The organism is Streptomyces venezuelae (assembly GCF_008642275.1).
Classification (GTDB): Bacteria; Actinomycetota; Actinomycetes; order Streptomycetales; family Streptomycetaceae; genus Streptomyces; species Streptomyces venezuelae_E.
This window is the reverse complement of record NZ_CP029189.1, coordinates 5,767,166-5,779,044: the sequence shown is the minus strand read 5'-3', so window position 1 is coordinate 5,779,044 and position 11,879 is coordinate 5,767,166. Positions and strand designations below refer to the sequence as shown.

Annotated in this window: 9 protein-coding genes; 5 read left to right on the top strand and 4 right to left on the bottom strand. The window is 73.2% G+C overall.

Going from position 1 to position 11,879, the window contains the following annotated elements:
* Window positions 1–5: 5 nt before the first annotated feature.
* The 3 genes from DEJ51_RS25705 to DEJ51_RS25695 are packed head-to-tail and all read right to left on the bottom strand — an operon-like array spanning window position 6 to window position 2,638.
* Window positions 6–1,040, bottom strand: a complete 1,035-nt coding sequence (locus DEJ51_RS25705; protein WP_150259980.1) for an ABC transporter substrate-binding protein — start codon at window positions 1,038–1,040, stop codon at window positions 6–8.
* Between the two features lie 42 nt (window positions 1,041–1,082).
* Window positions 1,083–1,655: an NADPH-dependent FMN reductase gene (gene ssuE, locus DEJ51_RS25700; protein WP_150259979.1), complete on the bottom strand. Its 573-nt coding sequence runs from the start codon at window positions 1,653–1,655 to the stop codon at window positions 1,083–1,085.
* 41 nt (window positions 1,656–1,696) lie between these two features.
* Window positions 1,697–2,638 carry a TauD/TfdA dioxygenase family protein gene (locus tag DEJ51_RS25695; RefSeq protein ID WP_150259978.1) on the bottom strand — a complete coding sequence of 314 codons (942 nt, stop codon included), beginning with the start codon at window positions 2,636–2,638 and terminating at the stop codon, window positions 1,697–1,699.
* Between the two features lie 1,115 nt (window positions 2,639–3,753).
* On the opposite strand from DEJ51_RS25695, the gene DEJ51_RS25690 reads away from it, so the two are divergent.
* The 4 genes from DEJ51_RS25690 to meaB are packed head-to-tail and all read left to right on the top strand — an operon-like array spanning window position 3,754 to window position 10,018.
* Window positions 3,754–4,995 carry an ROK family protein gene (locus tag DEJ51_RS25690; RefSeq protein WP_150262142.1) on the top strand — a complete coding sequence of 414 codons (1,242 nt, stop codon included), beginning with the start codon at window positions 3,754–3,756 and terminating at the stop codon, window positions 4,993–4,995.
* A complete protein-coding gene (gene mutA / locus DEJ51_RS25685) occupies window positions 4,979–6,844 on the top strand; it encodes a methylmalonyl-CoA mutase small subunit (RefSeq protein ID WP_150259977.1) in 1,866 nt (621 codons plus the stop codon). Before DEJ51_RS25690 ends, mutA begins: the two co-directional genes overlap by 17 nt.
* Window positions 6,841–9,024: a methylmalonyl-CoA mutase gene (gene scpA, locus DEJ51_RS25680; RefSeq protein WP_150259976.1), complete on the top strand. Its 2,184-nt coding sequence runs from the start codon at window positions 6,841–6,843 to the stop codon at window positions 9,022–9,024. Before mutA ends, scpA begins: the two co-directional genes overlap by 4 nt.
* Window positions 9,025–9,034: 10 nt before the next feature.
* The gene (gene meaB / locus DEJ51_RS25675; RefSeq protein WP_150259975.1) at window positions 9,035–10,018 is read left to right on the top strand and encodes a methylmalonyl Co-A mutase-associated GTPase MeaB; all 984 of its coding nucleotides are present in this window, start codon (window positions 9,035–9,037) and stop codon (window positions 10,016–10,018) included.
* 245 nt (window positions 10,019–10,263) lie between these two features.
* Here the strand turns inward: meaB and DEJ51_RS25670 are convergent, their stop codons facing one another.
* Window positions 10,264–11,265, bottom strand: coding sequence for an asparaginase (locus tag DEJ51_RS25670; RefSeq protein ID WP_150259974.1), 1,002 nt, complete (start codon window positions 11,263–11,265; stop codon window positions 10,264–10,266).
* A 152-nt stretch (window positions 11,266–11,417) separates the two neighbouring features.
* Here DEJ51_RS25670 and DEJ51_RS25665 point away from each other — a divergent pair, with 152 nt between their 5' ends.
* Entirely contained in the window at window positions 11,418–11,876 is a 459-nt protein-coding gene (locus DEJ51_RS25665; RefSeq protein WP_150259973.1) for an Lrp/AsnC family transcriptional regulator, read from the top strand.
* Window positions 11,877–11,879: the final 3 nt, after the last annotated feature.

The following is an 11,879-nucleotide window of genomic DNA, read 5'->3' as shown; positions in this document are numbered from 1 at the left end:
CCGGGTCAGCCCTTCCCGAAGCCGTTGAACTCGTTCGTGTAGAGGTCGGCGGGCCTCAGTTGCCCCTGCTTGACCTCGCCCCGCTCACCGAGCCAGTCGAGCCAGAGCTGGAACTCCTTGTCCTCGATCCGGCCGCCCGTCTCGGCGACGCCGTAGGAGCGCCAGTACTGGAGCGTGGCGGTGTCCTCGTTGCGCCCGCGCTTCTTGACGATCTCGGTCTGGCGGGCGATGACCTCCTCGCGCGGGGTGGTGCGGGCCCACTCGATGGCCTTGGCCACGCCCGTCACGAAGGTCCGTACGGTGTCCGGGTTCTCCCTGATGAACCGCTCGGTCATGATGTAGGAGCCGGCGCTGAACTTGCCGAGCAGGTCGAAGTCGCTGAACAGCGGTCTGATACCGCCGCCCGCGACGGCCTTGTCGCGCAGGATCCCGCCCAGCACCCCCACGTCGATCTGCTTCTGCCGCAGCACCTGGTCCGTGTTGACGGGCGGGACGACGAGCGACTCGACCTTGGAGGAGTCGGCCTTGGCGAGGCCGTTGCGGCTCAGGTAGATGTCGAGGACGGCCTGGGAGTGCGCACCCAGGGTGTTCATGCCGACCTTCTTGCCGAGGAGGTCGCGGGCGGAGCGGATCGGGCTGTCCTCCAGGACGTAGTAGCCGCTGTACGAGTGCTCGTCGACGCCGTAGTAGGAGATGACGGCCTTGATGGGGGCCTTGCTGGAGGCGAGCTTGACGATCGCGCCGTTGAACGCGCCGCCGAAGTGGGTCTGGCCGGTGGCGGCGGACTGGATGTCCTGCGGACCGCTGATGGTGTTGCCGACCCACTCCAGCTTGAGGTCGCCCAGGTACCCGAGGTCGGCGGAGAGTTCGGGCAGGGTGACGGCGCCGACCGATCCCTGGTACTTCAGGGTCTTGACCTGTGCGCCGGAACCGCCGCCGCGCGCGGTGGCCGTGCCGCAGCTCACCGCGGCCGCCGAGATGCCGAGCAGGGCGAGGAACTGGCGTCGGGAGGTGGTGGTCGAGGTGAAGGCTGCGGGCATGGCGGTTCCTTGTCGGTGCGGGTCGCGTGGTGGCGGCGGTGCCTACGGGGTGGCGGTGAGGGCGGCAGCGGTGAGAGGGGCGGCGGGCGTGGCGCGCAGGGCGGCGGCGAACTCGTCGACGGCCTGGTAGAGGTCCAGTTCGGCCTCGGGCCGCAGCCGGTCGGGGCCCGATCCGCGCTCGACGGAGGAGTCCAGGACGAACCGGCCGGCGGTGACGTGCCGGGCGCCGAGGGCGGCGAGCACGGGGCGCAGGGCGTAGTCGATGGTCAGGACGTGGGCGAGGCTGCCGCCGGTGGCCAGCGGCAGGACCGTCTTGCCGTCGAGGCCGTCCTGCGGGAGCAGATCGAGGAAGGCCTTGAGCAGTCCGGTGTACGAGGCCTTGTAGACCGGGGTCGCGATGACCAGGCCGTCGGCCTCGGCGACTGCTTCGAGTGCGCGGCGGATCTCGGGCTCGCCGCGGCGGCCGGCGAGGAGGTCGGCGGCGGGGAGCTCGCGCACGGACAGGTGCGCGGTCCCGAAGCCGGAGTGGGACAGGCGGCGCAGTACGTGGTCGGCGACGACGGCGGTACGGGAGTGGGCGGAGGGGCTGCCGGTGATGGCGAGCAGGCTGGGCACGGGGGCTCCTTGGGAGTCGTACGGGGAGCGGAGCGGTCGGGTCAGGCGGACGTGGAGGCGCCGGAGGCGATGCCGAAGGCGGGGTCCGGGACGGCCTCCGGGCTGATCAGGCGGGAGGGCTCGCCGTCGGGGCCGACCGGGACGTCGCCGTCGACGGTGACGCGGCGCAGGGTGCGCTCGTGGTCGTCGGAGTCGTCCACTCCGTAGTGCTGGGTGGCGCGGTTGTCCCAGATGGCGACGTCGCCGGCCCGCCACTGCCAGCGCACGGTGTTCTCGGGGCTCTCGATGTGCGCCTGGAAGAGGTCCTGCAGGGCGCGGGAGTCACGGCCGGTGAGGCCGTTGATCCGCTGGACGAAGTTGCCGAGGAGCAGCGTCCGTTCGCCGGTTTCGGGGTGGACGCGGACCACCGGGTGTTCGGTGAGGAAGGTCGTGGAGGTGAACACCTCGCGGTACTGGGCCAGGGCCTCGGGCAGGGCGTCGGGCTTGAGGGCGGCGTAGTCGTACGCGTTGGAGTGGACGGCGCGCAGACCGTCGGCGAGGGCGCGGAGCGGCTCCGGGAGGTTGCTGTAGGCGGTGGCCGTGTTGGCCCAGAGGGTGTTGCCGCCGTACGGGGGGATGGTGACGGCGCGGAGGATGGAGAAGGCGGGGTAGGCGGGGACGAACGTGACGTCGGTGTGCCACTGGTTGGCGCGGGCGCCGTGGTGGGAGTCGATGCCGAGGGCGTAACGGCCGTCCGCGGAGGGGACGGTGGGGTGTGCGACGGGCGCGCCGAGCAGCTGGGCGAAGGCCTCGTGGGCGGCCTCGTCGAGATGGTCCTGGCCGCGGAAGAAGACGACCTTGTGGGCGAGGAGGGCGGCGCGGATCTCGGCGACGGTGCCGTCGGGCAGGTCGCCGCCGAGGCGTACGCCGCCGATCTCGGCGCCGATACGGCCGCCGATCCTGGTGACGGTGGTGGCGGTGGCAGTGGCGGTGGCAGTGGTCATGAGGACTCCCTGGTCGGGGCCGCGGGCGATTATTTCCGCAGCGGAAGAAATGGCGGGACGAAGCGGCCGGGCGCTGCGCCGAGCAGTGCGGGTACGGGTACGGGTACGGCGACGAGTGACGACCGGCGGGGGCAGGGGCAGGGTGATGCGGTTGCGGGGTGGCACGAAGTCGGCCGCCCGAAGCCGCGGAGGCTCCTCGGGCGACGGGCGACCCCGGCCGGGCTCCGGCCCTCGCCCCGGAACCACGGGGAGCGATGTGGCGCCACCCCGACGGGGCGTCGCGGTGGTGCACCACCCCTGGAAGTGCACCACCGGACGGGTGTGGGGTCGGGCGCCCCACAGGGGGCGCCGACACGTGCCGGGGCCGGGCCGGAACCGGGCGGGCCCGTCAGGCGGGGCGCCGGCTCGGCGGGGTCAGGCGCGGCCGGGGGCCGGACAGCGGCCCGGACACGCGCCCGGCTCGGTACAGAGGCCGGTGGTGTGGAGCCGCGGGGCGAGGAGTGCGTTCGCGGACATGTCCCGGAGCGTGTCAGCGGCCCCGGCGGGGGTCAACCCCCGAGCCCGGCCGCCGAACGGACCCGTGACCCTGCCCCACGCCCACCCCGCACACCGCCTACGACCTGCGCGTTCCTCCACCCGTCGAGCCACTCGCGGGGCCGCTCCGGCGGCCGAAAAGCGTGGCCGGAATTCATGGCCGCGCAATGCGGCCGCCATGCGTTCGCCGGGATCGGCCCCCGACCCCGCGCCCACGGGACCCGGCACACGCGCTCGCCGCGCCTTCATGTCGCGCGGGCACCTCCGCCGCCGCTCCCGCCCCTCGGCCCGCCTCACCGATCAGGCCGGACTCCAGCGCCCCCTCGGCCCGCCCCACCGATCAGGCCGGACTCCAGCGCCCCTCGCCCGGCCCCTCCGGATCCCGGGCCTTCCGGATCCGGCCCGGCCCTTGCGGATCCCGCCCGGGCCCCGCCGCCCGACCCCGCCGCGTACCGCATCGGACGGCCCGGCCCCGTCCGGCACGATCCGCCGGTGGCGGCACGGACCCCCCTCGGCCCCCGCCAGGGACACGGCATGATCGGGGGACGCACCCCAGCCCCCGAGGAGACCGCGTGACGCGTATGGCCGGTGACAGCCGGGGCGCAGCCAATGCCGCCACCGTGCTGCGGACGGTGCTCGACCACGGGCCGGTCGCGCGCAGCGCGATCGCCCCGCTGTGCGGGCTGAGTCCCGCCGCCGTGTCCCGGCAGACCACCGGGCTGCTCCGCGGCGGGCTGCTGCGCGAGCTGCCCGGGCCCGGCGGCGGGGTGGGGCGGCCGCGGATCCCGCTGGACCTGCACACCGGGGCCGTCGGCGGACCGGTCGCCGCCGGGCTGCACATCGGCGTGCCGCATTCGACCTTCAGCCTCGTCGACCTGCGGGGACAGCTGCTCGCCCGGCGGGCCTTCCCGCACGAGGGGCTCCCGGCGGACGGGCTGTCCGCCGCGATCGCCGCCGCACTCCGCCGCTTCCTCGACGCGTACGACTTCGGGCGGCCGCTGCTGGGTGTCGGCGCGGCCCTGGGCGGATGGGTCGGCCCGGACGAGGGGACCGTCGTACGGCATCCCGCGCTGGGCTGGAGCCGCAAGCCGCTCGCCGCCGAGCTGTCCGGCGCGCTCGGCCTGCCGGTGTGGGTCGACAACCACGCCCGGGCCGTCGCCCGGGCCGAGATCCTCTTCGGGCGGCCCGAGGCCCGCCGGAGCCTGGTGCACCTGTTCGTCGGCCGGGTCGTCGACGCCGCCTTCGGGATCGAGGGCACCGTGCACCAGGGTCCGGGCGCCGCGGCCGGCGACGTGGCCCATCTGCCGGTGCCCCGCTCCGGGGTCCGGTGCGCGTGCGGGCGTACCGGCTGCCTGGAGGCGACCGCGTCCGACACCGCGCTCGGCGCCGAGGCCGTGCGCCGGGGCATCGTGCCGGACCCGTCGGTGAACCTGCTGGTGGACGCTGCCGCCACCGGCGATCCGCGCGCCGACCGGCTGCTGCGCGAACGCGCCCGCGCCGTGGGCCGCGCGGCGGCTCTTCTGTTGGATGTCTTCAATCCGGCGGTCATGGTGGTGACCGAGCTGGCGAGCGTGCTCGACCAGGGATACCTGGAGGAGATCCGGGGCGCCGCGATGGAGCTCTCGCACGTCTGCGACGACCCCGGGCGGATCGTCGTACCGCACGCGGGACCCGCCGTACTCCCCGAGGCCGCGGCAACCGTGCTGCTCAGCCGGGTGTTCCAGGACCCCTTCGGCCGGGCCCGAGAGGGGGAGATCACACCCATCGGTATGGTGCCACCTGAGCGCGCTCCCCTACATTCGAGCCATGACGGTCCTGCCTGACGACGGGCTCTCCCTGGCCGCCGAGTTCCCTGACGCGACGCATGAGCAGTGGCAGCGCCTTGTAGAAGGCGTACTGCGCAAGTCGGGCAAGGAAGTCTCCGGCGAGGCCGCAGAAGACGCGTTGTCCACCCCAATCGAGGACGGGCTCACCACGCGCCCGCTGTACACCGCGCCGCCCGCCGGGGCGGCTCCAGACACCGGTTTCCCCGGATTCGCCCCGTTCGTCCGCGGGGGCAGGCCGGAAGGCACCACCGCGAACGGCTGGGACGTGCGCCAGCGCCTCGCGGGCACCGATCCGGTACGCGTGAACGAGGCGGCCCTCGCCGATCTGGAGAACGGGGTCACCTCCCTCTGGCTCACCGTGGGCCGGGGCGGTCTGCCGGTCGAGGGCCTCGCCCGGGCCCTGTACGGGGTCTACCTGGACCTCGCCCCCGTCACCCTGGACGCCGGAGCCCAATACGCGGAGGCCGCACGCGCGTTGCTGCGCCTGTACACCGGGAGCGCGGTGGCCCCCGAGGCCGCTCGGGCCTCGCTGGGCGCCGACCCGCTGGGCCACGAGGCCCGCACGGGTGAGGCACTGGACCTGGCCGACGCCGCCGAGCTGGCCCGGGAGGCCGCCGCCGGCTGGCCCGGGGTGCGCGCCCTGACCGTGGACGCACTGCCGTACCACGAGGCCGGCGGCAGCGCCGCCGAGGAACTGGGCCTGTCCCTGGCCACCGGTGTCGCCTACCTGCGCGCCCTCACCGGGGCCGGGCTGAGCACCGAAGCGGCACTCGGACAGCTGGAGTTCCGCTACGCCGCCACCGCGGACCAGTTCCTGACCATCGCCAAGCTGCGCGCCGCGCGCCGACTGTGGGCCCGTGTCGCCGAGGCCTCGGGGGCCCCGGAGGCGGGCGCCCAGCTCCAGCACGCGGTGACCTCGCCGGTGATGATGACCCGCCGGGACCCGTGGGTGAACATGCTGCGCACCACCGTGGCCTGCATGGCCGCGGGCGTCGGCGGCGCCGACTCGGTCACCGTGCTCCCCTTCGACAACGAGCTGGGCCTGCCGGACGCCTTCGCGCGCCGCATCGCCCGCAACACCTCCACCATCCTGCTGGAGGAGTCGCACCTGGCCCGGGTGATCGACCCGGCCGGCGGCTCGTACTACGTCGAGCGCCTCACCGACGAACTCGCTCACGCCGCCTGGGAGTTCTTCCGGACGGTGGAGAAGGCCGGCGGCATGGCCGAAGCCCTGCGCTCCGGCCTGGTCGCCGAACGGCTCGCCGCCACCTGGGCGGAGCGTTCCAAGAAGCTCGCCAAGCGCCGCGAACCGATCACCGGTGTCAGCGAGTTCCCGCTGCTCTCGGAGAAGCCGGTCGTGCGCGAGCCCGCCCCCGCCGCTCCCACGGGCGGGCTGCCGCGCGTACGGCGCGACGAGGCGTACGAGGCCCTGCGGGCCCGCAGCGACGCGCACCTGGCGGCGACCGGCAAGCGGCCGAGGATCTTCCTCGCCGCGCTGGGCCCGGCGGCCGCGCACACGGCGCGCGCGACCTTCGCCTCGAACCTGTTCCAAGCGGGCGGGATCGAGTCCGTGCACGATCCGGTGTCGGTGGACCCGGAGTCGGCCGGCGCGGCCTACGCCGCGAGCGGGGCGGACGGCATGGCCGTGCTCTGCTCCAGCGACGCGCTGTACGAGGAGCAGGCCGAGGCCGTGGCCGGGGCGCTGCGCGCCGCGGGTGCCACGACGGTCTTCCTCGCCGGGCGGCCGGGCACCGCAGAGGCTTCCGTGGACGAGTACGTCTTCGCCGGCTGTGACGCCGTCGCCGTGCTGTCCTCCGTACTCGACCGGATGGGAGTGCCCGCGTGAGCATCCCCGATTTCACCGAGCTGGCGCTCGGCTCGTCCGCCGCCGGCGTCTCCGAGGAGCAGTGGCGCGCCTCGGTGAAGGAGTCGACCGGCACCGCGGCCGCCGACCTGCTGTGGGAGACCCCCGAGGGCATCGGCGTCAAGCCGCTGTACACGGGCCGGGACACCGAAGGCCTGGACTTCCTGCGGACGTACCCGGGTGTGGCCCCGTACCTGCGCGGCCCGTACCCGACGATGTACGTGAACCAGCCCTGGACGATCCGGCAGTACGCCGGCTTCTCCACGGCCGAGGAGTCGAACGCCTTCTACCGGCGCAACCTGGCGTCCGGCCAGAAGGGCCTGTCGGTGGCCTTCGACCTGCCCACGCACCGCGGCTACGACAGCGACCACCCGCGCGTGACCGGTGACGTCGGCATGGCGGGCGTGGCGATCGACTCCATCTACGACATGCGGCAGCTGTTCGACGGGATCCCGCTGGACAAGATGTCGGTGTCGATGACGATGAACGGCGCGGTGCTGCCCGTCCTCGCGCTCTACATCGTGGCGGCGGAGGAGCAGGGCGTCTCCCCCGACAAGCTCGCCGGGACCATCCAGAACGACATCCTCAAGGAGTTCATGGTCCGCAACACCTACATCTACCCGCCGAAGCCCTCGATGCGGATCATCTCCGACATCTTCGCGTTCACCTCGCAGAAGATGCCCCGGTACAACTCGATCTCCATCTCCGGCTACCACATCCAGGAAGCCGGGGCCACGGCCGACCTGGAGCTGGCGTACACCCTCGCGGACGGCGTGGAGTACCTGCGGGCCGGGCAGGCGGTCGGCCTGGACGTGGACGCGTTCGCGCCGCGCCTGTCGTTCTTCTGGGCGATCGGCATGAACTTCTTCATGGAGGTCGCGAAGCTGCGCGCGGCCCGCCTGCTGTGGGCGCGCCTGGTCAAGCAGTTCGACCCGAAGAACTCCAAGTCGCTGTCGCTGCGCACGCATTCGCAGACCTCCGGCTGGTCGCTGACCGCGCAGGACGTCTTCAACAACGTGACGCGCACGTGCATCGAGGCGATGGCGGCGACCCAGGGCCACACCCAGTCGCTGCACACCAACGCCCTCGACGAGGCGCTCGCGCTGCCGACGGACTTCTCGGCGCGCATCGCCCGCAACACGCAGCTCCTGCTGCAGCAGGAGTCGGGGACCTGCCGGTCGATCGACCCGTGGGGCGGCAGCGCGTACGTGGAGAAGCTGACGTACGACCTGGCGCGGCGGGCCTGGCAGCACATCGAGGAGGTCGAGGCGGCCGGCGGTATGGCGCAGGCCATCGACGCGGGCATCCCGAAGCTGCGCGTGGAGGAGGCCGCGGCGCGCACGCAGGCGCGGATCGACTCGGGCCGCCAGCCGGTGATCGGCGTCAACAAGTACCGCGTGGAGAACGACGAGGCGATCGACGTCCTCAAGGTCGACAACTCCTCGGTGCGCGCACAGCAGATCGCGAAGCTGCGGCGGCTGCGCGAGGAGCGCGACGAGGCGGTCACGCAGGACACCCTGCGGTCGCTGACGAACGCCGCGGAGCGCGGTGAGGGCAACCTGCTGGCGCTGGCGGTGGACGCGGCGCGCGCCAAGGCGACCGTGGGTGAGATCTCGGACGCCCTGGAGAAGGTGTACGGGCGGCACGCGAGCCAGATCCGTACGATCGCGGGCGTGTACCGAAACGAAGCGGGCGAGTCCCCGTCGGTGGAGCGCACCCGTGCGCTGGTGGACCGGTTCGAGGAGGCGGAGGGTCGCCGTCCGCGCATCCTGGTCGCCAAGATGGGCCAGGACGGGCACGACCGCGGTCAGAAGGTGATCGCGACGGCCTTCGCCGACCTGGGCTTCGACGTGGACGTCGGCCCGCTGTTCCAGACCCCGGCGGAGGTGGCCCGCCAGGCCGTCGAGGCGGACGTCCACGTGGTGGGCGTGTCGTCGCTGGCGGCCGGTCACCTGACCCTCGTACCGGCGCTGCGCGAGCAGCTGGCGGAGGAGGGCCGCGAGGACATCATGATCGTCGTGGGTGGGGTCATCCCGCCCGCCGATGTCCCGACGCTGCTGGAGATGGGCGCCACCGCGGTGTTCCCGCCGGGCACGGTGATCCCGGACGCGGCCCACGACCTGGTGACGCGGCTGGCCGCGGACCTGGGCCACGAGCTGTAGGCGGGCGCCGGTGCCGAAGATCGACATCGAGGCGTACGCGAAGGGGGTGCTCGACGGGAAGCGCGCGTTCATCGCGCGTGCGATCACCCTCGTCGAGTCCACCCTGCCGGCCCACCGGGCGCTCGCGCAGGGCCTGTTGACGGAGCTGCTGCCGCATGCGGGCCGGGCCCGGCGGATCGGCATCAGCGGGGTGCCGGGGGTGGGCAAGTCCACGTTCATCGACGCGTTCGGCACGATGCTGACGGGGCTCGGCCACCGGGTGGCGGTGCTCGCGGTGGACCCGTCGTCGACGCGCACGGGCGGCTCCATCCTGGGTGACAAGACCCGGATGGAGCGGCTCTCGGTGGACCCGGCGGCGTTCGTCCGCCCGTCCCCCTCGGCGGGCACGCTGGGCGGGGTCGCCAAGGCCACCCGTGAGTCGATGATCGTGATGGAGGCGGCGGGCTACGACGTGGTCCTCGTCGAGACGGTCGGCGTGGGCCAGTCGGAGACCACGGTGGCGGGGATGGTGGACTCCTTCCTGCTGCTCTCCCTGGCCCGTACGGGCGACCAGCTGCAGGGCATCAAGAAGGGCGTCCTGGAGCTGGCCGACGTCCTGGCGGTGAACAAGGCGGACGGCCCGCACGAGCGGGACGCGAAGGCCGCGGCCCGGGAACTGTCGGGCGCCCTGCGGCTGATGCACCTGGTGGACGCGGCCTGGACCCCGCCGGTCCTGACGTGCAGCGCGCGGGAGTCGACCGGGCTGGACGAGGTGTGGAACCGCCTGGAGCAGCACCGGACCCTGCTGGACGCGGGCGGCCGGCTGGCGGCGAAGCGGGCGGCGCAGCAGGTGGAGTGGACCTGGTCGATGGTCCGCGACGAACTGCTGGAACGCCTGCGGGCGGACCCGGCGGTACGGGAACTCGCGCCGGGCCTGGAGTCCGCGGTCCGGGCGGGCACGGTGACGCCGACGTCGGCGGCGGACCGGATCCTGGCGGCGTTCGGCGGGACCTGACCCGTGTACGTGCGGCGCCGTTGCGGGGGCTCTGCCCCCCCCGAGCCGCCGAGCCCCCGCGCCTCAAACGCCGGCGGGGCTGGTTTCGCCGGGCATCGGCCTGCACGTGCCGGAGGGGCTGGATTGCGCGGAGCGCAATCCAGCCCCTCCGGCGTTTGAGGCGCGGGTCGGGCGGAGCCCGGCGGGGTCCGGGGCGGAGCCCCGGGAAGCGGAGCCACAGGTGGCAACCGTCAGCGGGGCGCGGGTCAGACCTCGGCCAGGACCGGGCCCGCCTCGTTCACGGCGAGGCGCAGGACGCGGGTCTGCTCCACCGGGTTCTCGGTGGCGAGCAGCGCGGACAGGACCGCGATGCGGGCCTGGCCGGCGCGGAGGGTTCCGGTGGGGACGGCCCCGGCGGCGACGAGGTCCACCGCGCCGCCGTGCGTGTAGATCTCGGTGACCGGTCCGGCCATGACGCGGGTGGTCAACGCGACCAGGACGCCGCGGCCGACGGCGGCGCGGACGGCCTCCACGATCTCCGGGGTGGCGTTGCCGGCACCGGTCCCGACGAGGACGATGCCGCGCGCTCCGGCTTCGACGGCGGCGTTCAGCAGGACCGGGTCACCGTCGGCGTGGTGCACCACCACGTCCACGCGGGGCGGCAGTTCCGGCATCGCGGGCAGCGGGAGCGGCGCGGGGCGCTGCGGGGTGCGCAGGATGGTGACCTTGCCGAAGCCGATCTTCCCGAAGAGTTCCTTCGAGGGGTCGGCGAACGCGTCCAGCTCCACGGCCTGGGTCTTCACGGTGCCGCGGGCGGCGTGCACCCGGCCGGCGAAGGCGATCAGCACACCGAGCCCGCGTGTGTTCGCGGCGGTGAGCAGGGCGTCGTAGAGGTTCCCCGGGCCGTCCCCGTCGGCGGTGCCCATGGGGCGCTGCGAGCCGGTGAAGACCACGGAGCGCGGGTCGTGGTGGTGGAGGTCGAGGAAGAACGCCGACTCCTCCAGGGTGTCGGTCCCGTGCGTGACGACGATGCCGTCCACACCGGGGTCGGCGAGCACCTCGTGCACGGTGCGGAGCAGGGTGAGCTGGTGTGCGGTGGTGAGTCGCGGGCTGTTCACGCTGAACAGGTCGACGAGTTCGACGGTGATGCCCTCGGGGAGTGGTGCGGTGGCGATCACCTCGTTCCCGTCGGCGTCCGCTGCGAAGCCGGAACCCTGCCAGCGGCTGGCTATCGTCCCGCCGGTGCTGATCACGACGATCCGTCCCATCGGCCGTGGCCGCCCTTCACTCGTGTCACTCGTGTCACTACGTACGCCACTCGTACATATGTACTCAAAGCAGCAATGATAGAGCGATCTACGCGCAATGGGATTGCGTATTCCATCAGGCCCGTTCACAAACACCGGGTGATAATTGCGCCATGGACGCCATTGACCGAGATATCTTGCGCGAGCTCCAGGCCGATGGCCGCCTGAGCAACCAGGAACTCGCCCAGCGCGTGGGACTGACCCCCTCCCCCTGCATGCGCCGGGTGCGCCAGCTGGAACAGGACGGGGTGATCCAGGGCTACCGCGCCGTGATCTCGCCCGAGGCGGTGGACCGCGGCTTCGAGGTGCTCGTCTCGGTCGAGGTGCGGCGCGACCGGGAGGCGGTCGAGGCGTTCGAGGCGGCCCTCCAGGACATCCCGGACGTCATCGAGGCCTACCGCCTCTTCGGCAGCCCCGGCTGCCTGCTGCGCATCGCCGTCGCCGACCTGCGGGCCTACGAGCGCCTGTGGATCGAGAAACTGACGGCCCTCACCGGTATCACCGAGGTCAACTCGCAGATCATCATGAAGCGCATCAAGGAGCCGAACGGCCTGCCCGTCGACCTCCGCTGACAC

Bases quoted from the DNA above. Each gene is read 5' to 3' on its own strand.
- DEJ51_RS25695 (WP_150259978.1), bottom strand. From the start codon at position 2,638: ATGACCACTGCCACCGCCACTGCCACCGCCACCACCGTCACCAGGATC.
- mutA (WP_150259977.1), top strand. From the start codon at position 4,979: ATGACGGTCCTGCCTGACGACGGGCTCTCCCTGGCCGCCGAGTTCCCT.
- DEJ51_RS25705 (WP_150259980.1), bottom strand. From the start codon at position 1,040: ATGCCCGCAGCCTTCACCTCGACCACCACCTCCCGACGCCAGTTCCTC.
- DEJ51_RS25665 (WP_150259973.1), top strand. From the start codon at position 11,418: ATGGACGCCATTGACCGAGATATCTTGCGCGAGCTCCAGGCCGATGGC.
- DEJ51_RS25690 (WP_150262142.1), top strand. From the start codon at position 3,754: ATGGCCGGTGACAGCCGGGGCGCAGCCAATGCCGCCACCGTGCTGCGG.
- DEJ51_RS25670 (WP_150259974.1), bottom strand. From the start codon at position 11,265: ATGGGACGGATCGTCGTGATCAGCACCGGCGGGACGATAGCCAGCCGC.